At 67.5% G+C, this 23,909-nt stretch carries 25 protein-coding genes and 1 pseudogene; 8 read left to right on the forward strand and 18 right to left on the reverse strand.

All coding sequences use genetic code 11. From position 1 onward, the window contains the following. Positions 1 to 40: 40 nt before the first annotated feature. The 5 genes from ACGFML_RS00595 to ACGFML_RS00615 form a co-directional block, all read right to left on the reverse strand. A complete protein-coding gene (locus ACGFML_RS00595) occupies positions 41 to 2,962 on the reverse strand; it encodes a hypothetical protein (protein WP_393538464.1) in 2,922 nt (973 codons plus the stop codon). A gap of 3 nt (positions 2,963 to 2,965) precedes the next feature. Beyond that, the gene (locus ACGFML_RS00600) at positions 2,966 to 3,238 is read right to left on the reverse strand and encodes a hypothetical protein (RefSeq protein WP_393538466.1); all 273 of its coding nucleotides are present in this window, start codon (positions 3,236 to 3,238) and stop codon (positions 2,966 to 2,968) included. Between the two features lie 493 nt (positions 3,239 to 3,731). Then, the gene (locus ACGFML_RS00605) at positions 3,732 to 4,079 is read right to left on the reverse strand and encodes a hypothetical protein (protein WP_393538468.1); all 348 of its coding nucleotides are present in this window, start codon (positions 4,077 to 4,079) and stop codon (positions 3,732 to 3,734) included. 2 nt (positions 4,080 to 4,081) lie between these two features. Further along, positions 4,082 to 4,816 carry a GntR family transcriptional regulator gene (locus ACGFML_RS00610; protein ID WP_393540323.1) on the reverse strand — a complete coding sequence of 245 codons (735 nt, stop codon included), beginning with the start codon at positions 4,814 to 4,816 and terminating at the stop codon, positions 4,082 to 4,084. 585 nt (positions 4,817 to 5,401) lie between these two features. Then, entirely contained in the window at positions 5,402 to 5,680 is a 279-nt protein-coding gene (locus tag ACGFML_RS00615; RefSeq protein ID WP_393538470.1) for a hypothetical protein, read from the reverse strand. Positions 5,681 to 5,759: 79 nt separating this feature from the next. Here ACGFML_RS00615 and ACGFML_RS00620 point away from each other — a divergent pair, with 79 nt between their 5' ends. From ACGFML_RS00620 to ACGFML_RS00635, 4 genes and pseudogenes are all read left to right on the forward strand, one after another. After that, positions 5,760 to 6,515, forward strand: coding sequence for a GntR family transcriptional regulator (locus ACGFML_RS00620; protein ID WP_393538472.1), 756 nt, complete (start codon positions 5,760 to 5,762; stop codon positions 6,513 to 6,515). A gap of 221 nt (positions 6,516 to 6,736) precedes the next feature. Continuing rightward, entirely contained in the window at positions 6,737 to 6,925 is a 189-nt protein-coding gene (locus tag ACGFML_RS00625; protein WP_362829801.1) for a hypothetical protein, read from the forward strand. A 165-nt stretch (positions 6,926 to 7,090) separates the two neighbouring features. Then, the gene (locus ACGFML_RS00630) at positions 7,091 to 7,285 is read left to right on the forward strand and encodes a hypothetical protein (protein WP_393538474.1); all 195 of its coding nucleotides are present in this window, start codon (positions 7,091 to 7,093) and stop codon (positions 7,283 to 7,285) included. A gap of 561 nt (positions 7,286 to 7,846) precedes the next feature. After that, positions 7,847 to 8,251: pseudogene (locus ACGFML_RS00635) on the forward strand (hypothetical protein); the annotation flags it as partial. Between the two features lie 436 nt (positions 8,252 to 8,687). Here ACGFML_RS00635 and ACGFML_RS00640 read toward each other — a convergent pair. The 10 genes from ACGFML_RS00640 to ACGFML_RS00685 are packed head-to-tail and all read right to left on the reverse strand — an operon-like array spanning position 8,688 to position 16,388. Beyond that, positions 8,688 to 10,163 carry an FAD/NAD(P)-binding protein gene (locus ACGFML_RS00640; protein ID WP_393538476.1) on the reverse strand — a complete coding sequence of 492 codons (1,476 nt, stop codon included), beginning with the start codon at positions 10,161 to 10,163 and terminating at the stop codon, positions 8,688 to 8,690. Between the two features lie 27 nt (positions 10,164 to 10,190). Further along, on the reverse strand, positions 10,191 to 10,634 hold the full coding sequence (locus ACGFML_RS00645) for a PPC domain-containing DNA-binding protein (RefSeq protein WP_393540324.1): 444 nt from the start codon (positions 10,632 to 10,634) through the stop codon (positions 10,191 to 10,193). A gap of 5 nt (positions 10,635 to 10,639) precedes the next feature. Beyond that, positions 10,640 to 11,590: an EamA family transporter gene (locus tag ACGFML_RS00650; protein ID WP_393538478.1), complete on the reverse strand. Its 951-nt coding sequence runs from the start codon at positions 11,588 to 11,590 to the stop codon at positions 10,640 to 10,642. Positions 11,591 to 11,600: 10 nt separating this feature from the next. Further along, positions 11,601 to 12,371 carry a PIG-L deacetylase family protein gene (locus ACGFML_RS00655; protein WP_393538480.1) on the reverse strand — a complete coding sequence of 257 codons (771 nt, stop codon included), beginning with the start codon at positions 12,369 to 12,371 and terminating at the stop codon, positions 11,601 to 11,603. Further along, a complete protein-coding gene (locus ACGFML_RS00660; RefSeq protein ID WP_393538481.1) occupies positions 12,368 to 13,225 on the reverse strand; it encodes a class I SAM-dependent methyltransferase in 858 nt (285 codons plus the stop codon). The genes ACGFML_RS00655 and ACGFML_RS00660 overlap by 4 nt, the downstream gene beginning before the upstream one ends. A 42-nt stretch (positions 13,226 to 13,267) precedes the next feature. Continuing rightward, positions 13,268 to 13,687: a MaoC/PaaZ C-terminal domain-containing protein gene (locus ACGFML_RS00665; RefSeq protein ID WP_393538483.1), complete on the reverse strand. Its 420-nt coding sequence runs from the start codon at positions 13,685 to 13,687 to the stop codon at positions 13,268 to 13,270. 38 nt (positions 13,688 to 13,725) lie between these two features. Next, positions 13,726 to 14,373, reverse strand: coding sequence for a maleylpyruvate isomerase family mycothiol-dependent enzyme (locus ACGFML_RS00670; RefSeq protein ID WP_393538485.1), 648 nt, complete (start codon positions 14,371 to 14,373; stop codon positions 13,726 to 13,728). Next, on the reverse strand, positions 14,370 to 14,612 hold the full coding sequence (locus tag ACGFML_RS00675) for an acyl carrier protein (RefSeq protein ID WP_393538487.1): 243 nt from the start codon (positions 14,610 to 14,612) through the stop codon (positions 14,370 to 14,372). Before ACGFML_RS00675 ends, ACGFML_RS00670 begins: the two co-directional genes overlap by 4 nt. Next, complete coding sequence (locus ACGFML_RS00680; RefSeq protein ID WP_393538489.1) at positions 14,602 to 15,465, reverse strand: hypothetical protein; 864 nt, start codon at positions 15,463 to 15,465, stop codon at positions 14,602 to 14,604. The genes ACGFML_RS00675 and ACGFML_RS00680 overlap by 11 nt, the downstream gene beginning before the upstream one ends. Before the next feature lie 20 nt (positions 15,466 to 15,485). Continuing rightward, a complete protein-coding gene (locus tag ACGFML_RS00685) occupies positions 15,486 to 16,388 on the reverse strand; it encodes a diiron oxygenase (protein ID WP_393538491.1) in 903 nt (300 codons plus the stop codon). A 950-nt stretch (positions 16,389 to 17,338) separates the two neighbouring features. On the opposite strand from ACGFML_RS00685, the gene ACGFML_RS00690 reads away from it, so the two are divergent. From ACGFML_RS00690 to ACGFML_RS00705, 4 genes are all read left to right on the forward strand, one after another. After that, complete coding sequence (locus ACGFML_RS00690) at positions 17,339 to 18,247, forward strand: GNAT family N-acetyltransferase (RefSeq protein ID WP_393538493.1); 909 nt, start codon at positions 17,339 to 17,341, stop codon at positions 18,245 to 18,247. A gap of 285 nt (positions 18,248 to 18,532) precedes the next feature. Beyond that, entirely contained in the window at positions 18,533 to 19,636 is a 1,104-nt protein-coding gene (locus ACGFML_RS00695) for an aminopeptidase P family protein (RefSeq protein ID WP_393540326.1), read from the forward strand. A 283-nt stretch (positions 19,637 to 19,919) separates the two neighbouring features. Then, positions 19,920 to 20,309 carry a hypothetical protein gene (locus ACGFML_RS00700; RefSeq protein ID WP_393538495.1) on the forward strand — a complete coding sequence of 130 codons (390 nt, stop codon included), beginning with the start codon at positions 19,920 to 19,922 and terminating at the stop codon, positions 20,307 to 20,309. A 201-nt stretch (positions 20,310 to 20,510) separates the two neighbouring features. Next, positions 20,511 to 21,155, forward strand: a complete 645-nt coding sequence (locus tag ACGFML_RS00705) for a pentapeptide repeat-containing protein (protein ID WP_393540328.1) — start codon at positions 20,511 to 20,513, stop codon at positions 21,153 to 21,155. 46 nt (positions 21,156 to 21,201) lie between these two features. Here the strand turns inward: ACGFML_RS00705 and ACGFML_RS00710 are convergent, their stop codons facing one another. The 3 genes from ACGFML_RS00710 to ACGFML_RS00720 all read right to left on the reverse strand — a co-directional run bounded on the left by ACGFML_RS00710 (position 21,202) and on the right by ACGFML_RS00720 (position 23,647). Further along, entirely contained in the window at positions 21,202 to 21,699 is a 498-nt protein-coding gene (locus ACGFML_RS00710) for a hypothetical protein (protein ID WP_393538496.1), read from the reverse strand. Positions 21,700 to 21,815: 116 nt separating this feature from the next. After that, positions 21,816 to 22,481 (reverse strand): response regulator, encoded by a 666-nt coding sequence (locus ACGFML_RS00715; protein ID WP_393538498.1) that lies wholly within the window; start codon positions 22,479 to 22,481, stop codon positions 21,816 to 21,818. Beyond that, positions 22,478 to 23,647 carry a sensor histidine kinase gene (locus tag ACGFML_RS00720; protein ID WP_393540330.1) on the reverse strand — a complete coding sequence of 390 codons (1,170 nt, stop codon included), beginning with the start codon at positions 23,645 to 23,647 and terminating at the stop codon, positions 22,478 to 22,480. The genes ACGFML_RS00715 and ACGFML_RS00720 overlap by 4 nt, the downstream gene beginning before the upstream one ends. Between the last annotated feature and the right edge of the window lie 262 nt (positions 23,648 to 23,909).

The raw sequence follows: 23,909 nt of genomic DNA on the forward strand, positions 1-23,909 counted from the left end.
CACCCAGCGGCACGTTTCAGGGCAATTTGAGACACGGAAGTCAGTCCTCAGTGGCCGCTTTTCCTGTTACGCAAATAAGCGCACCGTCGCCGGTGCTCTTGTCGCGCCATTCCTGCGCCTGAACTTTCAAATGAACGTCCATGATTTTGTCACCCCATTTCTGAAGTCCACGGGAGGTCAGTATCTCCACTCCGCCATGGCGAACCAAGAGCTCACAAAGAACCCACGAATCGACTCGCCTGTAGAGAGCAAACTGTTTTGCAGAAAGCGCATCAATTGTGTACCAGCAGCGGCTACTACTTCCTGAACTCCATGGAATTAGAGCACCACTCTCAATGTCAATCTGATCCACTGCCCAAGCTTTTGCTTGCTCCAGCGACAAGGCTAGCGAAACCGAGCCGATAACCCTACCTATATTTGCTTCTCCGTCGGCGTGAAACGCGCAGTACTGATCCTTCAAGATTTTCTGAGATGACTGGCGTGGGAGAGGCTGGCCATCGTTCGATAGAGGCAACCATCCCAATACCGCCTCTCTATTCTGCATGGCGTTAATCAGGTCCCCATGAGAGAGTGCCTGGTTAGGTCGAAGGTGCGAACAAACTATGACCAAGATCCCGCCACTAGAGCGCACATTCGACTCAACGTCAGGGGCCATTCCGCAGTCCCAGGATTGACCTGGGCTTACGTGGACTGCGATATCATTTCCATTTATTGAGCAATACGGATCATATAGGGAACGATGTCCCCCCTGAACAGGTTGGTCCACCACGAAATCAGCGCCAGCATATCGGAATCCGTTCATGCGAAATGGAGCAAGCGGATCTGCACGCCAGTCACCGTTATCCGATGGCTTGAGGTACGTACCTTCGAGGTCTGGATTCACCAAGAAACATGGCATGCCGCCCTCGTCGTCCGACGCGCTCAGAAGACCATTGAAGGCTCGCGACTCCCACGAAACCGTCTCACTCTTATTGATCCCCGGATTATTTTCCCATTTCGGGATTCGGCACTGCAGGTGATGGAGCACAGCGAACCCGTACAACATAAAGTCTGCGATAACGAGGCTCGGTGTCGTCTCGCCAAGCGCTTTTCCGCATCCCCTGCAGTCCACTGGCCACAACGAGCTGCAGACTTGTTCAAGCCCTTCAGCGCCTAAACGCTCCCGGATTTGCCGATTTGTCGCGATCTCGCGCAGGCCGGTTCGGTTGCCGCTTAGTGCCGTGAACTGAATACCAGCCGCATCGCTTACTCCGACTTTCTCAGCACGGTGCCACCACTCAGTCGCCTGGGCCTTTTTCCCCCGCATGGCCAGTGAATTAGCAACGCGAATACACGAGGTCGGATGCCCTCCAAGTGCAGCCTGACGCCACCAAGCCTCCGCTTCCTCCTTGCGCCCCTGCTGGGCGGCGAGCTTACCTAGGAAATAGGCCGATTCTAGATCACCTGCATTCGCTGCCTTCCTCCACCAATCCTCGGCGTCACTTAGTCGAGACTGCTGGTGGAGCATGATTCCAAGAGCCTGCATCGCCAAAATTTCTCCACCCTGGGCAGCGTCAACCCAGAGAGACTCCGCTGACCTAAGCTCCCCCCGTTCATAATTGAGCAAACCGAGGTTGAACATGCCGGCAGGGTGCCTTTGCGCAGCCGACCTGGCGTACCAGGTTTCTGCTGTATCCACCTGTTTCTGTTGATGGTAAAGGATTCCGAGGTTCGCCATCGCTAGCGCATTCCCGGATTTGGCTAGCTCGGTCATCACTTTCATCGAAATATCAAATTCGTTATGTAGATAAGCAGTCCACCCAACGGCGAAGGCTTCGCGCTCACCTGCATGATCCAAGGCTGCATCCCATACCTCGCGAGGGATTTTTTCATGCGCCCGAGATGTTGCATCTACGAGATAATCAAAAGGAACCCACTGGCCATCTCCCGTTTCCTCAAGAAGAGGGGTTGTCTCGTGTAGAACGCGCGAGGCCCACTCAAATGCCTCAGAAACGGTCTGATTTGTTTCATGTACAAGATAGGCCGTGTGTGTGCGCTCCAATAGATGACTCGGAAACGGGCCACTGAGGCCAGTTCGCACCAAGTCGATCGCGGATTTTACGATTGCTGCTCCGCGCAGATTGCCGCCTGTGCGAAGCGCATGGAGATAGACACGCCAAAGTTCTGGGGCCGCGGCAAGATACTGCGAAATCCTGGCTGGGCCGCGGTGCTGTAAGGCTTGGGTGATCCTTGAATCCGAAGCCTCAGAGGCTTTTGAAACCTCGTTATCACTCCATGTCCGCGGAACCTCAATTGGCTCCACCATATCCAAAAGGCGAGCCCCGTTATATACCGCCTGAGTGGTGCTATCGCTTGATTCCCCATCAGCTAACGCCCCAAACCCACTTCGGAATTGCGCGTAAGCTTCGTAACGCAGAGTTGCAACAACTGCGACCTTCCGCCTGGTTAGGTCGCCCAGGAGTGAGGCGTAGATATCTCCCGCCCGAATGAAGCGGTCCAGATCGTCGAGCCAGAGAACTGTACCCTCTTCCTGTTCTGCCAAGATTCGCACGTTCCGGCCCAGGTTCTCCCCAGGGTTAGGGGCAAACACGCGAGAATTTCTTGGGACGCAACTCTTGATTGCCTCGAAAGCTGATCGTGTCTTACCTGATGCCGAAGGGCCAACCAGAAGCACAAATCCGCCCGAATTTGCTGCATGGCTCAGTTGGTTTCGAAGCGATTCATCTGTGTCACGTTCGACGTATTCCGGCAGTACACTCCCTGAAGGGACACTCCTAGTGCGATGCACCCCCATCTCCAGGGGCTGCATATTCTCCACACGCGGCAATTTATTGAAGTCTAATTCATGCCCCTCCAAAGTAGGCGATATGTTTATCTGCAATCCGCTGCCCTGAATGGCCGCTGGGCCTGCAAAATAGTTGCCGTGGATCGGTGGAGAGTTTTGATCGCTGTTGCTTTTCACTATTTAGATCCCGAATCGGTTGACCTGGGTCCCTTTCCCTTGCACTGCAGAAGGGCCTTGAAACGTGTTTTCTCGGATGTCAATTTTGCTGACCTCGCCGAACTGATCGGCATCGCCCGTGAACTCCGAAATTCCTTCTGCGAGTTCTGGGTGGTCTTCGAGCAGGCGACGCAGCCATGTCCGCAGCTCAACCGTGATGTCGTTGATCAGACCTTCGTCCCCTTGGTCACGCGCTTGGAGCAATTCCGCTCGTACGCGTTCCAGTCGCTCAGACACCCTGCCTTCCGTGCCTCGCTGAGAGGCGGCCACGAGCGTGCTGAACCGTTGGCGAACGCCCACCCATGCGTCGGTCACCAACAATTGAACCAGTGCGGTTGCGCCTGAAGAGGCCAAGGCGACTAACGATGCGTCCAAGATTCCTCCGCTAAGTCATCTGTGCTACGGGAGCTTAAGGCTCAAGCCTGCTTGCCCACTACAGGGCCAAACTGGACAAAAGGTAAAAAAATTCTCACCGATGGTACTACCGGTCCAGAAGTGGTTTGGAGCGGAGGTTGACGCTGGTGGCGTCGAGCTGTAGCGGTAGAAATGGCTACTGCCTACCTGGAAAGCATGCCCACAGCAGGATGTAAGCCACGAGATCCGGTAGCGGTCGCCGCTGCGCAAGCTCAGACGCTCGCCCGCACGAAGAGTCCTTGCCGGAGGGCCGGATCGAACAGTAGGGGAGCCCCAGATTGAGTGTGGGGCTCCCCTACTGTTCCATGTGTTGCCGCTACCCGAAGGCCGCCGCCGGCAGTTGAGGGCCCTCATCGCCTTCTTCGCCAGCGGGCGGATCTGTTAACGGCAGGCGGTGACCGCGGCTGATCGCTACACGACGCACGTCACGCAGGGATTCAGCCATGTCCATCGCCAAGAGCCGCAGCTCGTTTGGCTCCGCCTCCCCGTCGCCAAGTACTTCGACCGCGTGCTCCAAGAGTTCGCTAGCCATCTCTAGCTGCACCGCTTCGGTGTTGTCAGCCAAGCGCGATAGGTAGCCGCCGCTGCCCTCGGTACTCAGGTAGCAAGGGTTGCCCTCGGGTCCTGACCACGGGAGGAGCCGCAGCTCGTTGTAGGTCGTCATCCTCAGCTTGTCCTCTCGTCGGTCATGTGGTGGGTGGTGAAGACTGCGTCGGCGCGGTCGCCGGGAAGCACCAGGAGCGCGGCCTCAACCACGCGGCCCGTGCTGTCGACCGCCACGCGTGTGATCGCGAGCACGGCCAGGGCCGAGCTGATCCGCAAGGTCGCCGCTTCCTCTGGTGTCGGAGGTCGAGCACTGACTCGTTCCCGGACCTCGGCCAGTGGCGGGCGGAGCTCTGCCAGCTTCGCCTCTACACCCTCGTAGCAGTGCGATTCGGAGGGAACGTCGGTCGGCGACAGGTCGCGAGGTACGTAGATGCGAGCGAGGCTGTGCGGCGAATTTCCCTGGCGGCTGAGGCAAAGGAATTCGGTAAGTGGGCTGTTCGCCGACACCCCCAGCAGGCAGGTCAGTTGACCGTGCGCGTGGAGGTTGGTGGTGCGGACGCTGATGCGTAACGCCGAGTCGGCCGAGAGCCCCGTTCCGGGTGTGCGACCACCGCCGATGTACGTGACTCTGTGGAGGGGGTAGCGGACGAAGTTTCCCTTGCCATGGACCTTCTCGACGAGTCCCTCACCGTTGAGGAGCGCAAGGGCGCTTCGCAGCGTCGCAGTGCTGACCGCGTAGCCGGAAGCGAGCTGTGCCTCGGAGGGGAGCCGTTCGCCGGCCTTGATCCGACCGGTCGAGATCTTGGTCCGAATGTCGTCGGCGATGGCATGGCGGCGAGAGGGCACGGACAGCATCACCACCTGCTCAGCATGCGTACGGCTACGAGCCGAGTCCGGGAGTACATGGTGAGCAGTTCGCCGGACTCGAACCACAAGCGCTTTGCTCCGCCGGGAAGCTGGAGGTCGGTGACGCGACACGGGCGCCCTCCGATCTGGATGACATCGCCGCGCTGCGCGGTGTCAGCGGTGACCTCGACAGGGCTGACCGGTCCGCCACCCGGTGCCCAGCCCCTCACCTGGTGCCGTCCGTTCGAATGCCACCGTCGGCCACCGTGTGGCAGGAGCAAACGCATGCCTCGTAGACCACGGGAATGCCGACCGGTGCGGTAGTGGGAGAGGAATGCGCGCACTCACCGTGCCTACCGATCCGGCAGGAACTCGACTGGTAGGCGACAGCCTTCGTCTGGCTCACGCGAGACGGCTGGTGGGGAGGCATCAGAGGACCTCCGCCGTCGCGAACCGGTGGTGCGCAGGGCGATCGGGAGGGGCGACAGCCGGCCCGACGGACACCAGCGATCGATGGCGCCGGCTCATCGGGACGCACCGCTCATCGGTATGCGAGACGGTATGGCGGATACGGTTGAACATGTTGATCAGCTCCTATCGCTGACGGCCAAGCCCTCGGACATCGCCCGTCGCGGGGGCTGCTGTGCGTACGGCGGCCCATAAGGTGCGGCCGTTCAAGCTGTTGGCGAGGAGCCCGAATCGATCGGCCTCTGCCACTGCTTCCAGGACCTCCCGCCACGACTCGGCGGAGAGCGATTCCGGTACCTCCACTTCGATCGACGTGAGCTGGGCGCGCCGTTCCACACGTGGGGTGAGTCCGACGGCGGACAACCGGGCTGCGATGCCTTCGGCGCTTACTTCCGAAGCAGGCACAGGGCAGCCTCCGTCGTCGGGTGATCACCTGGAGTAAAGCTAGTTAACTAGATTAGAGCTAGTGGACTAGATTTTCCATATGCCTGAGCAGCCGCCGTATCTCCGCATCGCTGACGAGCTCCGGCGACGGATCGCGGAGCATGAGTGGACGCCGGGAGACCGGCTCCCGTCACGGGCCCAGATCGCCCAGGAGTGCGGCGTGGGCGAGAACGTGATTCGTCGTGCGCAAGAGCTACTGATCTCTCAGGGGGTGCTGGAAGGCCGTGCCGGGTCCGGCACGTACGTTGCCGCCCCTCGTCAGCGCGTACGCATGGTCCGTTCCTCGGCGCGCGAGCAGCCTGACGGCTCCCCGTTTCGCGCGGACATGAAGGCCGTGGGCAAGCTGGGGGATTGGGAAAGCCGGACCGAGGCGAAGGTGCCGGCGTCGGCCGAGATCGCGTCGCGCCTCGGTATCGCCCAGGGCGACCTGTGCGTCCGCACCGTGTACGAGTTCCTCGCCGACGGCAAGCCGGTGCAGCTGTCGACGAGCTGGGAGCCGTACGACCTCACCGCCGGCACCGTCGTCGTCCTCCCGGAGGGAGGGCCGCATGCAGGGGCAGGTGTGGTGAACCGCATGGCCGAGATCGGCATCACGGTCAGCCACGCCGTGGAGCAGCCGGAGCCGCGGCAAGCGAATGCCGAGGAGGCGTCGCTCCTCGGTATCCAGAAGGGCGGCTTGGTAACGCACATCCGGCGGACGTATTACAGCGACCAAGGGCGGCCCGTGGAGACGGCTGACATCGTCGTCCCCGCCGCGCTCTGTGAGATCGTCTACGAGATCCCCGTGAGCCGTTAGCGGAGCCGGGTGTTCCGATGGGTTTCAAAGGGTGGCTCACCCCATGGGCCTGCCGACCGTGAACGCTGGTGAGTGGTCCCAGGCAACTCATCCACACCCACCAACAGACTTGGAAAGCATGTAGGCGGCAGCTGCTTATTGCCTCGTCGGGCGGCACCAGTCTGCGTACGGTCATGTGTTGGGGGACGCTGGAACGGGCCGTACCGGAAGGTAGGAGGACCGTGAGCAGGAGACGCTACGTTGCCAGGGGTGTACCGGGTGGCTATCGGATCTGGGACAACCGGGGACGTCGCTGGTGGGGCGACTTCTACGAGTTGTGCCCTGACGATCTCCTTGCCGAGCTCAACGGCCAGGGGAACCAGGCGCGGATCACTGCTCTCATGAAGCGCTACAGAGCTCAGAAGCGGTAGGTGCCGCCGAGTAGTGGATGGGGACAGGGCGTACCACAAGCGCACTAGATCAAGCAGGGAACAGCGGGGAAGCACGGTCAGTCGAGCCCGACCAAGCCGCAGCCTCGCAAGCGAGAGAGCTTGGGAACCTGCTCCTGCCCTGGGACTGTCACCTACCCTCGGCGCATGGATCACGTGGAGAACGGCCGGCTGTCGGACGATGAGTTCAAGGAGTTCGTCAGCTTCTTGAAGAGGTTCTGCGCCCATGATCTGGATCAGTGGGAGGCGTGGCAGACCGCCACTCCGTCCGGTCCGGTCTACGTCAACATGACCAGGAGCCTTCCGCCGGAAACCGACCCGAGCGCCTTCCGCTCGATCTGAACGGCGACGTGTATGCCCACACAGCTTCCACAGTGTCCGCGCTGCGATCAGGACTGGATTCATCCGTACCGGTTCAAGGACGACGGTTCTACGTTCTCGCTGTGCACTGAATGTGACTCCCTCTGGTGGCCGCATGAGGTCCTGGAGATCTCCAACGCACGCTTCCTTGATGACGTAGTGGCTGCGCGGCTTGGGGTGGGTGGAAACCCCTGGTCAACTCGTGAGTGGGCCGATGTCATCGAGCCAGTCGGGCAAGGTCGCTGACATCCGAGGCTGACATCAACGTCGGCGAACAGTGCCAGTGCTGAGCGAGCCTGGACGGCCTTATCGGTCGCCCGGGCAGAGGCCGTGGCCGCACCCGGGTCGAACTTGTAAAGCGAAGGTCGTCGGTTCGAATCCGACAGGGGGCTCTCAGCTCGAACAGGGAGGAAGCCCCGGGCCGGTGGTGGCCTGGGGCTTCTGGCGTCCATGGGTGACATCAACGGGGCGGTCGGATCGCCGTCAGCCGCGACCGGTCTCGGTCGAGCCGCCGTTTCAGGAGCCGGTCCAGGTGGCTGATCGGTTCCTGAAGGGTGTCCTGGGCGACGTGCGGGGAGAGGCGTGCAGACGTCCGCGGTGGAGCAGCCGGAGCCGCGGCGGGTGAATGCCGAGGGGGCATCGCTGCTCGGCATTCGGAAGGCCGCCCTGGTGACGCACATCCGGCGGACGTACTACGGCGACGGCGGACGTACTACGGCGACGGCGGACGTACTACGGCGACGGCGGACGTACTGCAGCGACGAAGGCCGGCCCGTGGGGACGGCGGACATCGTCGTCCCTGCTGCATTGTGCGAGATCGTCCACGAGACCCCGATCAACCGTTGGTGGAGCCGGCGTTCACACCTCGATGGTGCCGCACCACCAGGGCGCGATCAGCTGATATTTACCTTGCTCCCGTCGGGCAGCACGCACGAGTATCCGGCGTAGGGGGTGCTGTGGACCGTTCCGCCCTGAGCCGTGCACTCATGTGACGTGAGGGTCGGGGATGCCGCTGCCTGGGCGGTGGCGGCACCAAGGGCGCTCGCGCCAGCGAGGGTTGCGGTGGCAAGAGCGAGGCCGAGCAGTCGTCGTGTGCGCATGACTACCTCTCCGGTGCCCCGGCCCGGTCCCTCTCGGGGCGACCAGTTCCTGAAGCCAGGGGCGCCCTAATACCAGCATGGGCGATGATTGGCAAGTCCGCGAATGGTGGCAGGCGTGGAGCGTGACGCAGTCGGCGCGCGACGGGTGACAAGCAGGGGGCTCTGAGCGGGAACAGGGACGAAGCCCCGGCTGGGAATGGCCTGGGGCTTCTGGCGTCCAAGGGTGGCGTCGACGGGGGCGGTCGAATGTCCGTCAGCCGCCATCGGTGGAGGTGCCTGCTCCCTTACCGCCTGCCGCTCGCGCCATGGGCGAGGGCGCGGGTGATCAGCTCGGCGCGTGCGTTGAGCATGAACATGCTGCCCGCGTAGAAGAGATCGCCGGAGGCGATGTCGCCCAGGGCGAAGAACCGGGGGACGTCCTCGGGGACGGCGGAACGCAGGGCGTTGCTGGCGACGTCGATGCGCATTCCGCCGAGGGGGTTGCGGACGGCCAGGCCGGACCCGGTGAGGGAGTCGATGAAGGGCTCCGCCCGGCTACCGGTACCGGCCAGCCCGGAGCGGGTGGCGTCGACCACCGTGTCCACCCCGGTCAGCCGTCCACCGCCGTCCTCCAGGGTGAACCCGCCGCCCGCGCGCGCGGTGACGGCGGTCGTTCGGGGCCGTACCGTCAACTGGCCGCTGTCCATGGCGTCCAGCAGTGCCCTGGCGGTGGGCGGCGGCATCGGGTTGTACAGCGGTTTGCCGAAGGGGTGGAACCGGTTCAGGAACCGCCGCCGCTCGGTGTCCGGCATGGCGCACCAGACGGGTTCTCGCGCCTGGTGCATCATCGCCGCCACCACCGCCTGGCAGGCGTTGTGGTCCAGCCGCGAGAGGTCCTCGCGCAGCCGCTCCGCCGCGGGGCGGTCCGCGCCGAGCGCGCGGACGTCCACCCCGGCCGCCGTCAGCTCGTCGCGCAGCAGCCGCCAGGTGTCCCGCATTCGCAGGGTCCCGTCGTGCGTCACCCGGCGCCGCACCGCCTCCGGTGTCATATGGCGCAACTGGAACGGGCGTTGGGTGGCACGTACTCCCGGCAGCAGACCGTGCCGAGAGGTCATGGTGATCAGCCCGCGGTGTCCGGAACGCAGCAGTCCGAGGGCGACGTCCACCCCGGACAGGCCGGTGCCCAGCACCAGGACGTGGGCGTCGGAGGCTATCTCGGGCAGTACCGAGCGCAGCGGATAGGGGTCCGGGTGGAAGCCGGGGGCGCCGGTCAGCAGATAGGGGTCGGTGGGCTCGCCGGTCCCCAGGCACAGCACCACCCGGTCGAAGTGGCTGACGCCTCGGGCGCTGCGGATCATGACGTCGGTGGCGGTCGCCTTCGCCTCGACGGCGAACTCCGGCACCACCCCCACCGTCCAGCCGCGCCGCTCGGCGTCGGCACGGCTGGACTCCAGATGGGCTGTCAGGTACTCGCCATAGACTCGCCGTGGGACGTAGGAGTCCACCGGCTGCGACGCGTAGGGGGTGTTCCGGTAGCGCGGTTCACGGTGCAGCCAGCGCAGGAAGTGGTCCCGCTCCGCGCACCGCACCGACATGTACCCGGCCTCCCGGTTGACCAGGGCGCAGTCCAGGTCCGGGCGGTAGGCGCGGCCGGTGGCCAGATTGGCCGATCCCTCGTACACGGTGATGTCACAGCACATCTCCTCGCCCTCGAAACGGCGCAGCATGCTGTCCAGCAGACTGACTGCCGCCGCTCCACCACCGATCACCGCCACACGCATTGCGTATCCCCCCGCCGCCGTCCTGCTCTAGCGGTCCGCGTCCAGATCGATGACGGGCAACCCGCGCGCCTCGTCCAGGCGCCTGGTCAACGGGCTCGGGAACTCGGTGACCATGACCTCCAACGTCGGCCGCACGGTGGCGCGTTGGACGTGGCCGCCGACGGTCGAGCCGTCCCGGCGGCCGAGCACCGCGTGCATGTGGACGGAGGGCCGCCCGTCCTTGAGCGCGATGTTGCCGGTCAGGCTGAGCACCTCGGTGTGCTCGGTGACCGGGATCGGGACGTGCGTCCTGCTCTCCGGGTCGAAGAGCGAGAGCGCGGCGTCGCGGAAGGCGCCGATCCCGACGAACGACGCCCCGGCCACCGAGTGGGCGGTGGCGAACTCCTCCAGTCCGGGCAGCACGTCCTCGTCCTGGTCGAAGACGACGGCGTACATCCGGGGTGAGTCATCGGTCAGCCTGCGGCTGTGCATCTGGGTCAACTCGCTTTCGTGGTGCTGGCGGCCGCCTCGCCGCTGGTTGCTTCGCTTTCCGCGGGCACGGCCGGCGCGGCCTGCCAACGTGTCTTCAACCGGCCGACCAGGTCGAACTGGTTGATGACCAGCCCCAGGATGACCAGCACGATCGCGCCGGCCTTCAGCGCGCCCAGCGGCTCGCCGAGGATCAGCATCGAGGAGGCCATCCCGAAGACCGGCACGAGCAGCGACAGCGGGGCCACATGGGAGGTCTTGTAGTTGCGCAGCAGATGACCCCACAGGGTGAAGCCGAAGAGGATCGTCGGGTACACCATGTAGGCCAGCGAACCGATGCCCGCCCAGCCCATGTGGTCGAAGGAGTGGGTGATCGAACCCCAGCCGTTGATGCCCAGCGAGAGCAGGAACATCGGGATCGGCGGGATGAGGCTCGCCCACACCGTGAACGACAGCGCGTCGCTCGGGTGTGCCTTCTTGATGACGATGTTGGCCATCGCCCACGACAACGACGCGCCGATCACCAGCATCGTGCCGACGGCGGTGACCGACCCGTCGGTGATCCCGATGATCAATGCGATCCCGACGGCCGCCACCACCACGCCGGTCAGCTGACGCGGAACGACCCGCTCGCGCAGCATCGCCGCCGCCAGCCCGATGGTCCAGAACGCCTGGAGTTGCATCACCACCGAGGCGAGCCCGGCGGAGAACCCGAAGTGCATCCCGGCGAAGAGCAGCCCGAACTGCCCGATGCCGAAGAACACCCCGTACGAGGCGATGTAGCGCCATGGCACTTGGGGGCGTTTGAAGAAGAACACCGCCGGTACGGCCGCCAGCAGGAACCGCAGTGAGGCCAGGAGATAGGGGTCGAACGACCGTAGTCCGATGTCGATGATGGCGAAGTTGACCCCCCAGATCACCATCACCAGAATGCCGCCCAGAAGCTTCGATAAAGGCAAGGAGCCCTCCTCAACGGGTGTTGTCGACAGGCTGGGCAGCCGGTTCGGTACGTATCACCTGGAACGCCTCGGCCAGGCGGCCGTCCGCCAGACCGCCCGCCGCGGCCTGCCCACTCAACCTGGAACGTATGTCATCGGCCAGGTTCGCACGGTGGGCGGTCTGCGACGTGTGGGCGCGCAGTGCGGCGAGCTTGCGGTCGAACACGTCGGTGACGTCGACCCAGGTGTCGGGGCGCGGTGAGGTCATCACCCAGATCTCCGGGACGACGCACGGACGCAGCCCCTCGGACAGCAGCAGTTCCGGGTAGGCGCGCGGGTTGCGGGCGTCCGGGTAGAGCGCCGCCAGCGCGGCCTCTCCTGCGGCGCGGTGGTCGGGATGGACGTCCGGCAGGAAGTCCCAGTTGATCTCCGGGCTCTGGATCAGCGCCCGCTGCGGGCGGACCCGCCGGATCACGCGGGTGATCTCCCGCCGCAGTTCCAGGCCGGCCGTCAACTCCCCGTCGGGCAGGCCGAGGAAGACGACCTCCTTGACACCGAGGGCGTCGGCGGCGGCTCGCTGTTCCGCCTCCCGGACCGCGGCCAGTTCCGCGCGGGGAACGGCCGGGTCCTCGCCCCCGGCCGCCCCGTCGGTCAGCACCAGATAGGTCACCTCGGTGCCCGCCGCGGTCCAGTGCGCGAGGGTCCCGCCCGCCTTGAAGTCCGTGTCGTCCGGGTGCGCGGCGATCGCCAGCACCCGGTCCAGCCGGCCGAACGGGGGCTGCGCGGGTCCGGCGTACGTCACGCGGGCTTCACCCCGGCGGTGAACAGGAAGGACCGCGGCACGTTGGGCATCGAGCGCGGCGGCACCGGGTGCGGCCAGCGGTCGAAGGCGGCACCCTCCTCCCCGGGCTGGAGCAGTTCCTCGGTCGCCCAGCCGCAGGACTCCAAGAACTCCTCCGGCTCGTCGGTGCCGAACAGCCAGGGGTTGCCGTCCTCCATCAGCACCCGCATGAAGCCCTTGGCGAGCGGATTCTTGAGGGTGGCCCGACTGGTCATGTCGCCGATCAGAGCGGACCCGGGCGCGGACAGCGCGCACAATGAACCCAACAGGCTGCGTACCACGTCCTCGGGCAGGAAGAAGAACAGTCCCTCGGCCACCCACAGGGTCGGCTGCCCGGCGTCGAAGCCCGCGGCGCTCAGCTCGTCCTGCCACCCGGCGGCCAGGTCGACCGCCACCGCCCGGCAGCTGTCGACGGCTCCCTCCGAACGCTGCGGCGGGTTCTCGGCCAGCAGGGCAGCCTTGGTCTCCAGCAGCGCCGGCCGGTCCAGTTCGTAGAGCGTGACACCCTCGGGCCAGGTCAGCCGGACCGCCCGCATGTCCATCCCGGCGGCCATCAGCACCACCTGGCGGATGCCGCGCTCCTGGACGGTGCGCACGATGGCGTCGTCCATGTACCGGGTGCGCACCAGCACGAACGGGACGACCGCGGAACCGGCGTAGCGTTCGAGCAGTTCGAAGCCGGTCTCGTCGGCGACCAGCCGTGCGTAGGGGTCGTGGAAGATGCGGTCCGGCCGTTCGGACTCCACCGCGCGGGCGGCGGCGGTCCACTGCGCGGTCTTGGACACGGGTTCCATGGCCTGATTCACCGATTCCATGCGTCAGTGCTCCCCGTCTTTCGAGGTTGTGCCCGGGTGTGGTCAGACATCCCGGCGTCGGAAGATGCTGTGCAGGACCATGCTGAAGACAGCGGATCCCTGCGGGTCGAGCAGTTCGCAGCGGGGGCGGACGATGCCGGAGCCGCGGCGGCCGAGCACCGGGGCGATCCCCAGCACCGTCAACCGGGCCCGCAGTACGTCCCCGGGCCGCACCGGATGGTGGAAACGCATCTCGTCCACCCCGGGAGAGCCCTCCCCGGCGGACCGGTTCAGGAGCTCCTCGACGTACTGCCGCATGAACAGCGAGGCCGTCAGCCAGCCGCTGGCCACCAACCCGCCGAAGGCGGATTCCCGGGCCTGCTCCACGTCGGTGTGGAAGGCCTGCGGGTCGTAGGCGCGGCCGAAGCTGAGGATCTCCTGCTCGGTGACCTCGACCTGACCCAGCTCGAACACGTCCCCCACGTGAAAATCTTCTAGGTAGAGCATTTTGCCGAACCGACCTACCATTCCGCGCTGATGAGTTCCTCCGGCCGGGCTCCGGCCAGCCGGTACCGTTCCGGGGCGGCCGGCCGCCCGGTGTAGAGCCGGAAGAGGGTGGGGACATCGGTGTGGAGCCGCGCCGGTTCCCGGTCCTCGACCGGTGAGCCGAGGGCCAGTTCTCGGTCGTCGAGCGTGACGTGCACCCGGGGGGTGGCGACCACCCGGGCGCATCCGGCGAGCGACTCCAGCGCCTCCGGCGCCCCCACGCTCCGGTACGCGTCGGACATCCCCAGCGCATCCCGGACGTCGCCGCCGTGGATCCACGTGCCCAGGGCCGCGAGATCCTTGGCGCCACCGGCCTCGCGGATCGCGGGGCCGGCCACCGTCAGACCGTGCTCGAACTCGTCCAGCACGTCGGCGAACGGCCAGTCCCGGCGTTCCTCGACATCCCGCTGGTTCTGGTCGTGGCTCGCCTGGTACGCCGCGCCGGCGGTGAGTCCCACCAGTGCCGCCGCACAGTGCGCCACCACGTCGCGCACCGTCCACGCGGGGCACACGGTGCCCCGCTCGAACATGCCTGACGGCAGGTCGCGCAGCGTGGGCACCAGGGTCTCGCGCTCGGCCCGCAGCAACCGCTCGGGGCCGGTCTCGACGGCAGGTGCGGTCACGCCACGCCCGCCCGGAAGTACCGCTCCTCGATCCGCCGCAGGGTGCGGAAGTCGTCGATGTCCAGGGTCTCCATGTCGATCTCCTCGCCGCTGAGCCGGGAGACCAGAAGCATGAACTCGACGAAGGCGAGGGAGTCGATGAGCCGGTTCTCCAGGATGTCGAGATCCGGGTCTATGTCGGGTGTCTCCGGGTGACGGGCCAGGATCCACTGCTTGAGCTGTTCCGGTTCAGAGTGCATGTGACGTTCCTTCGGTAGTTGCGTCTGATGCCAGTGCCTGGTCTGCCTTCGCGACGGCTTCGTCGGCCGCCGCCCAGTCGCCGTAGCGGTCGTGCAGCACGGCGAGCCACCGCTCCAGGCCGAACGCGACGCAGCTGGTGAACACCGGCCGCCCGCTGTCGGCCAGTTGGATGGCGCAGCGATCGCCGAAGAAGTTGCGGTGCTTGTTCACCGAGGCGATGGCGAGCTCTCCGGCCAGGAACTCGTACTTGACCGGTGCGATGCGCTGCAGCAGTGCGCGCGGGCCCTCGCCGTCGAAGAACGGGTCGGTCGCTGCCTCCTTGCGCAACGGCAGGTCCAGCACCTCGGCGAACCGCAGGATGCGCGACGAGAAGCGGTTGACGTGTTCCTCGACGAACTCCTGGTCGCCCAGGGCCACGATCTCCCGCATGTGGAAGCCGAGGAGCCTGCGCAGCCCGGTGTACCGCTCCTCCCGGCGGAAGCACCGGCCGACCAGGGTGAGCAGGGTGTTGCCCGGCAGGCTGGTTCCCTCCAGCCCCAGGTAGACCGCGTAGCAGGTGGCCGACGGCAGGGCGACCTCGGCGCTCTGCAGTTGCTCCGGTGGGAACGCCTCGATGGTGGTGGCGTCCTGGCCCTGCGGGCGGCGCTCCAGGTCCAGCGCGTTGACCACGAGCGCCTGGTGCGGGAAGTTCTGGTAGTAATCGAGTTTCGCCAGCTTGGCCACCGGCAGCAGCGGTGGTCCGATGACCGGTTCGGCGCCGTCCCCGATGCCCCACCGCTCGAACATGTCGTCCAGATGCCGCAGGAGTTGTGCTTCGCCGGTTGGCAGGTAGGCGAGACCGTTCGCTTCCATTCCGACCTCCTTCGCCCGGCTCAGATGGCCGGCAGCTGGTCGTCGGCGAAGATCCCCGACTTGACCATGAAGGACATCGGCTTGCGCACCACCTTGCGCTCCAGGTCGCGGCGGGCCGGGTCGGAGACCACTCGCTCGCGGAACTCCAGCGGCTTGTCGATCCCGGCGTCCCGGTAGACCTGCGGGTTGTAGAAGGAGCGGAGGCTGAAGACGATGTATCGCTTCAGGTACTGCTCGATCTCCTGGCGCTGCTGGTCGGTCATGGTCTTCGCCAGCTCGGAGTAGAGCATCGAGACCAGCTCGCGGCCGAACGCGATGTGCCGGGACTCGTCCTCGTGGTGCACCCGGTTGACCTTGCGGACGGTCTCGTGGAGGGAGTCGTCGGCGGCCATCCGCATGTTGTAGAAGTCGACGATCTCCTCGAAGAGCAGAATCCTGGAGAAGACCAGGAAGTTTTCCACCTGGGCGTTGTCATGCGGAATGGAGTTGAGTTTCGGCCCGGTGTAGATCTTGTCGCCGTACCGGAGGCAGAACTCGGCGAAGAACCACATGTGTTCGTTCTCTTCGCCGATGAAGTGGTGGAAAAAGTCCGACGGCAGCTCGAAACCCGCTGTGTGGATACGCTTGATGACCTCGATCAGCAGCTCGCGGATTCCTTCTACGTTGAGGCTGTAGAAGTTGATGCTCTCCCAGCGGGACAGCCGCTGCGCCTCTTCGGTCGTCAGCTCCTTGGCGACTTCAGTTCCGTAGGTGGACATGAGGTCGTCGCTCATCCACGACATCTGCTCGGGCAGCGAATCAGGCCAGTCGAACTCGCGGTACGGGTTGTAGTAGCCGTCCACCGACTTGTCGATGAGTCGCTTGAGGATCTCAGCGAACCGAGCCGACTGCTCCGGTACTTGCGGCGTGGCTAATGCGGACATGCTTCTCCCTGTCGGTAATGACCGGAGGTGATCGAGAGGGGATGCTCGGGCGCTACACGTCGCTGTGAATTCCGGGGACTTCACGGCGCCCGCTCAATGGAGTTGCGGTCCGCTTATCCCGCCGCGGTCACTGGCGGGCTGGCAGACATTGAGGATGCTAGGCGACCGATACACCCACGGGCCAGCGTCGTTCCGCCCGGCACGAAGCGGAGTTCACGTCTCCAATTTCACAGTGTGTCGCCCCCTGTAGGGGTCTGAGCAGCCAATTGGCAGTATGTTGCAGCAACATTGCAGCTACATTAAGTGATCAAGGTGCCTCTAAACGTGAGTTTGCCCCCGCCGGACGTTTTTCAGCTGACCCTGAAGGGACGTAAACCCGAGGTCATGGCGGTAGAGCGGGTTCGGGTGATGCACAACTGCTCCTCAGGGGCGCGGCGTTGATGTCGGGGTTTGGCGCGATCACGGCGCTGACTGCTTCGCATGCCTCAACAGCTGAGGTCTGGGGTGACCACTGGGGCTCCCGGCGGGACGTGATCCCGGCTGCGTGAGCGGTCCACTGCCCTTGCGGTGCGAACGCCGGGCGCCGGTGGTACACGGATGACCGGCCGTCGGCTTTATTGGCCTGGGTGGCCGCCCAGGGCGGTCGTCGGTCGAGCATCCGCCTGTGCCTGTGCCTGTGCCTGTGCCTGCGCCTGCTCCTGTGCCTGCTCCTGCTCCTGCGCCTCGTGGCGGCGGGCCGGGTGGTCGAGCGGTGTGGACCGCCCAGGTCGCCAGGGGCGCCGGCGGCACCGATAACCCTTTGCCGCTTCCGGAGGGGGCGGCTATCTTCTGCGGGCCGTCGGACGCCCGGGCCGACGCCGTCGCCAAGGAGGTGTGCAGCACATGCGCACGACCGGTCAGCAGTCGAACCCAGGTCCTGACAGCTTCCACCTCTCTACGACGGAGACACCTTGTCCGTTCGCATCACTGCGCTGACCGACCCCGACATCAATCCCGCCGGCCGCCGCCTGGCGTGGCTGGCATCCGACTCCGACGGAACCCCCGTCGGGTCGGCGTTCCTGCGTCTTCACACCGCAACCGGGCAGGACCACCTCGCCGCACTGGAGCTCCACGTTCATCCGGCCGAGCGGCGCAACCGCACCGGCTCCCGGCTCCTGGACGCGGCGGTGGCCGCCGCGCGCCACGAGGGCCGGCGCAGTGTCATCACCCAGGCCGAGGCCGGCTCTCCGGGCGACCGGTTCCTGCCGGCCTGCGGCTTCCGCAAGGTCCTGACCCTGATCTACACCCGGCTTGCCCTGGCAGAGGTGGACATCGCCGCGCTCACCGAGATCACCGAACGGCCGCATCCCGGCTATCGGCTGGCGTCGTGGGAGGGAACGGTCTCCGGCGACCTCGCCGAGGCGTTCGTCGCGTCGCGCCATGCCATGGACGACATGCCGATGGGCGACACCGACTTCGGCACGGTGGTCTGGGACCTGGAACGGGTCCGGGCCGCAGTGGCGGCCGTCGAAAAGCGTGGCGACCTGCTGCACACCGTCGCCGCCATCGACGAGTCGGACGGCTCGATCGTCGGCTTCACCGAACTGGTCGTCCCTGGTGAGGGCAAGGGCGATGGCCGGCACTACGGCACCGGCGTCCTGCCGGAGCACCGCGGGCGCGGCCTCGGACGGTGGATGAAGGCCGCCTCGATTCTGCAGACCCTGGAGCGGCACCCGGGCCTCGGCGGTCTGCTGACCGACACCGCCGACAACAACCCGTACATGAGGCACATCAACGACGCGCTCGGCTATGCGCCGACGCACACGTCATTCGAGTACCAGCTCGATCTCCAGGGCGACGGGGCCGGGGCGACCGGCTGAGGGACGGGGGAGAAGCCCCCGGGTCGGTGACGGCCTGGGGCTTCCGGAGTCTGCGGGTGAAATCGACGGGGGCGGTCGCTCCGGGCCGGTGATCGGGGCGGTCGGGGCCGGGCCGGCCGCCGTGCCGGCCTTCCGGTTCGGGGCGGGCCGGCCTCGGGGGGCCGGGCTGCGCAGGGGGAGGGGCGCTCGGCGCTCGGGTGACAGGTGGCGAAGGGGCGTCGGCCGGGGGATTTTGCCGGGTTTCGGGGGAGGCGGCGGCGTAGATTCGCCGGCATGGTGACTTCGATGACGCGCGACGACTATGAGCAGCGCATGGCGCGGGCGGGGCAGGCCGCCGCCGATGTCGGTCTGGCCGGGCTGATCGTGACGCCTGGGCCGGATCTGGTGTGGCTGTGCGGCTACCGGCCCCCGGCGGCCACCGAGCGGCTGACCGCCCTGGTGATCGCGCAGGGGCGGCGGCCGCGGCTGTTGGTGCCGGCGCTCGAACAGTCCGATGCGGTGCGGTCGGCCGGGGCCGCGGCGATGGACGTGGCGGGTTGGACGGACGGTGCCGACCCGTACGTGGAACTCGCCAAGTGGCTGGATCCGCAAGGACGTTACGGGATGTCGGACTCGACCTGGGCGATGCATCTGCTGGGGCTCCAGCGGTCGCTGCCGGGGAGTGCGTACGGTGCGCTGACGGAGGCGCTGCCGATGCTCCGTGCCGTCAAGGACGCGCATGAGGTGGCGCGACTGGCGGCGGCCGGGGCGGCCGCGGACGCGGCGTACGAGGAGATCCTCGACGTACGGTTCGCCGGGCGCCGGGAGTTCGACGTGGCGGCGGACCTGGCGCGGCTGCTGCGCGAGCACGGCCACAGCCAGGTGGACTTCACGGTGGTGGGGTCCGGCCCCAATGGCGCCGATCCGCACCATGAGGCGGGTGAGCGGGTCATCCAGGACGGCGACATGGTGGTGCTCGACTTCGGTGGGCTGAAGGACGGCTACGGGTCGGACACCTCGCGGACCGTGCACGTCGGGGAACCGGGCGCGGAGGAGCTCAAGGTGCACGACATTGTGCGGGAGGCGCAGCAGGCGGCCTTCGATGCGGTACGGCCCGGCGTCGCGTGCCAGGACATCGACCGGGTGGCGCGGCGGGTCATCAAGGCGGCGGGTTACGGGGAGTACTTCATCCACCGGACCGGGCACGGGATCGGAGTGACCACGCACGAGCCGCCGTATCTGGTCGAGGGCGAGCATCTGCCACTGGTGCCGGGCATGTGCTTCTCGATCGAACCGGGCATCTATCTGCCGGGGCGGTTCGGGGTGCGGATCGAGGACATCGTGACGTGCACGGACTCGGGCGGGCGGCGGCTGAACGAGACGGAGCGGGAGATGGCGCTGGTGCGGTAGGGGCGGTGCGGCGGTGCGCCGGCGCGGCGGGACGTCGGGCCGTGGGGCGGGACCTTGGGCCCTGGCCGCGGGGGACGTCGGTCCCTCGCGGCGGGGGCCGGGTCCCGTACTTCTGCCGGTACGGAAGGGACTTTCGGACCGGAGCCGGCGGGGTGGGTGCTGCGTAGCGTGAGGAGTCCGGGGCCTCCGGGCACCGACACCCGCCGGAACGTCCAGCGCGCAGCCGCCGGAACGTCCACCGCGCACCCGCCGGAGCATCCACCGAACCGGAAGGGGGACCGCCATGCCGAGGAAGCCCTCCCGCACCGGGATCGTGGCCGCTGTGACCGTTGCCGCCGCCGCTGCCGTGGGCGTGGTGATTCCACTCGCCGGGGCCGCGCCCGCCCACGAGCACGCAGGGGCGAGCGGGCGGACGGTGGTCGCGAGCGCGAGCGCGGGAGCCGAGCCGCGCGGGGGTGGGGCCGGGGAGGACTCCGCCGACGCGGGCGTCTCGTCCCGGGGCGGGCCCGCGGACGGCGCGGCCGACCGCCGGCGGCACCGGCAGAACGGCGTCGGATCCCTGGTCCTCGAGGGCGGGGCCGGGGCCGGGGCGGCACTGGTGGGCGGGGCGCTGTTGACGGGCCGGGGCGGCCGGAGCGGTGGCACCCGTGAGAGCCGCCGGGTGGGTCGTTAGGACGCTCGCCCCGGCGATGTCAGTGGGGTGGTTCAGGATGGGTGGTGCAGGGCGGGCGCGTGGACGCCGGCCGGGCGGGTGGCGTATGCGGCCGGTGTGCGGCCGGTTCTCGGGCTTTCCGGCCGGTTCTGTGCGGGAGCGGATACGTAGCGGGTAGCGGTGGAAGGCGGTGATCGCGTGGCAGGGCGCGGCAAGGAGACGGTGCGGGCGGTACGGCGGCCCGAGGTGCGGCTGCCGGAGCTGCGGCCGTACGACGGCGGCGAGCTGGAGCCCGAAGGGGATTACGACGGGCTGGAGTTCACGGATGCCGACTGGGTGGGGCAGGCGGCGTACGGAGCGCGGTTCATGGATTGCGCGGTGCGCCGCTGCGGGCTGGACGAGACGGTGCTGAGCCGGGCCCGGATCATCGACAGCGTGCTGAGCGGTGTGCGCGGGGTCGGGACGGACCTCTCGCAGGCGTCGCTGCGCGATGTGGAGGTGACGGACGCCCGGCTCGGCGGGACGCAGTTGCACGGCGCGGTGCTGGAGCGGGTCGTGGTGCGCGGCGGAAAGATCGACTTCCCGAACCTGCGTCAGGCGAAGCTGCGGGACGTCGCCTTCGAGGGGTGCGTGCTGGTCGAGGCGGACTTCTCGGGTGCGGTGCTGGAGCGGGTGACGTTCGACGACTGCACGCTGGCGCGGGCGGACTTCAGCGAGGCGCGGATGAAGGACGTCGATCTGCGGGGCGCGGCCGCGGTGGACATCGCGCGGGGGATCGACCGGCTGTCGGGCGCGGTGATCAGCGCGTCCCAACTCCTCGATCTGGCCCCGGCGTTCGCCGCACAGGTAGGGGTGCGGGTCGAGTGAGGCGCCGGCCCCGTCGGGCGTCGGTCGGCCGTCGGGCGGATGCCGGTCAGACGCGGGGGAAGCGGGCCTGGAGGTCCCAGATGACGGGGTTGTCGCCGAGGCCGTCGTGCATGTCGGTGAGGTCGGCGATCAGATCGTGCAGGAAGTCGCGGGCCTCGCGGCGCAGCGCGGAGTGGTTGAAGGTGAGTGGCGCCTCGTCGGCCGGCATCCAGTCGGCAGCGACGTCCACCCACCCGAAACGGCGCTCGAAGAGCATCCGGTCGCTGGATTCGGTGAAGTCCAGTTCGGCGTGGATGGTGCGGGCCGAGCGGTTGCCGCGGGGATCGCGGTCCAACTGCTCGACGATGTCGCACAGCGCCCAGGCGAAGTCGAGGACCGGCACCCATCCCCAGGCAGTGGACAGCTCGCGGTCCGCCTTGGTGTCGGCGAGGTAGACGTCACCGCAGAACAGGTCGTGGCGCAGGGTGCGCACGTCTGCGCTCCGGTAGTCCAGCTGCGAGGGATCCGGGAAGCGGCGGGAGAGCGAGTAGCCGAGGTCGATCACCTCTAGATGGTGTCACGCCGGGGCGGTGGCGGGACGGCCCGGCCCACGGCGGGCGGCGGCCGAGCCATCACCCCGGCCCGCGGCCGAGCAGTCACACCGACCCGCGGCCGTGCGGCTCACGGCAGCAGCCGCTGTTCCTTGGCGACCGCGACCGCGCCCGCCCGGGTGTCCACGCCGAGCTTGCCGTAGATGCGGCCCAGGTGGGTTTTGACGGTGGCCTCGCTGATGAAGAGGGCGCGGGCGATCTCGCGGTTGCCCAGGCCGCGCGCGAGCTGGCCGAGGATGTCGCGTTCCCGGTCGGTCAGCGTGGGGCGGGGGCTGCGCAGCCGGGCCAGTACGCGATGGGCGACGGGTGCGGAGAGGGTGCTGCGGCCCCGGGCGGCGGCGTGGATGGCGGCGAAGAGCTCGTCGGGCCGCTCGGCCTTGAGGAGGTAGCCGGTGGCGCCGGCCTCGATGGCGCGGGTGATGTCGGCGTCGGTGTCGTAGGTGGTGAGGACGAGGACGTGGGGCGCGGGCCGGAGCCCGGAAATCCGGCGGGTGGCCTCGATGCCGTCGATGCCGGGGCCGAGTTGCAGATCCATCAGGACGACGTCGGGGTGGAGTACGGCGGCCGTCGCCACGGCCTCTTCGCCGGTCCCGACCTCGCCGACGACCTCGATTCCGGATGCGCTGGCGAGCAGGGCGCGCAGACCGGCGCGCACGACGGCATGGTCGTCGCAGAGCAGGATCCGTACGGGCGCGGGGCCGGTGGTGTCGGGGCCGGTGGTGTCGGTGCCGGTCATGGGGCGGGCTCCAGGGGCACGGCGGCGGACAGGACGGTGCCCTCGCCCGGCGCGGATTCGACGGTGAGGGTGCCGCCCAGCTGGCGCACCCGGGCATGCATGGCGGGCAGGCCGTGGCCTCGCCGGTGACCGGGGGCGGGTGCGGCCGGGTCGGCGGGGGTGAAGCCCCGGCCGTCGTCGGCGATGTCCAGGACGATCTGGTCGCCGAGGTAGCTGAGGGTCAGGGCGGCGGTGGACGCGGCCGCATGTTCGCGGACGTTGGCCAGGGCGCCCTGGGCGATCCGCAGCAGGGCGGACTGGACGCGGTCGGGGAGCGGCGCGGGGGTGCCGTCCAGGTGGAGGCGTACGGCGAGGGGACCGGACCCGGAGCCCGGCTCGTCGGTGCGGGCGGCGAGCTCGCGCAGGGCCTCGGGCAGCGAGGCTCCGTCGGCGAGGTCCGCCGGGGCCAGGTCGTGGACGAAGCGGCGCGCCTCGGCGAGGTTGCGGGCGGTGATCCCGGTGGCCGTGCGGACATGGCCGCGGGCGGTGTCCGGTGCCGTGTCCCAGGTGCGCTCGGCGGCCTGCAGCAGCATCTGCTGGCTCGACAGCCCCTGGGCGAGGGTGTCGTGGATCTCCATCGACAGGCGCTGCCGCTCGGCGAGCGTGCCCTCGCGCCGTTCCGTGGCGGCCAGTTCGCGGCGGGTGCGCAGCAGATCGTCGATCAGCGCTCGTTGCCGGGCGGCCTGGCGCTCCATGTGGACGAAGACGGCGGTGGCGAGGGCGGCGACGGCCGGCGGCGCGAGCACCAGATTCGGGTCGAAGCCGGTGGCCAGCCGCAGCTGGGCGACGACGACGAAGACGGTGAGCAAGCCGACCAGCAGCGACGCCGCGCCGGCGGGCAGGGTGCGCAGCCCGGTGTAGAAGAGCGGTACCGCGCACCACGCGAAGCTCGGCGCGAGCAGGACCAGGACGACCCAGACCGCGACGACCGCACCCAGCCAGAGCAGGCGGCGCACGGTGGGGCGACGCCGGTCGCCGGTCCGGGGGCCGAGCGCCGGACCGAGGACGTAGAGGAGGGCGAGGGCCAGGCCGAGGGCGATGACCCAGGGGGTGCGGGGCTCGCCCGGATGCCGGATCAGGAAGCGTGCGAGTGAGGCGCCCAGCAGCAGGAAGAACGCCGTGTGCATGACGGGGCCCAGCCAGCGGGCGTCGGGGTTCGGGTCCGGCGGCGCGGGCTGCTGGGCGGGGTGCGCGGGGTGCACGTGGATCTGGATCTCCTGAGGGGGCTCTCCCGTGGTCGTTCCTCGTAGTCGTAACCCGGGTGGAGAGCGCCGCGCATCAACCGATCGGCTGACACCGGTCTCCACCATCATGCACGGAAGGGACAGCCGGTACGCCGACGCCGGCGGGGCCGGGCCGCTCCGAGGATGAGGGCACACCACCGATTTC

The sequence above is a fragment of the Streptomyces sp. NPDC048650 genome, from assembly GCF_043199095.1.
Lineage (GTDB): Bacteria > Actinomycetota > Actinomycetes > Streptomycetales > Streptomycetaceae > Streptomyces.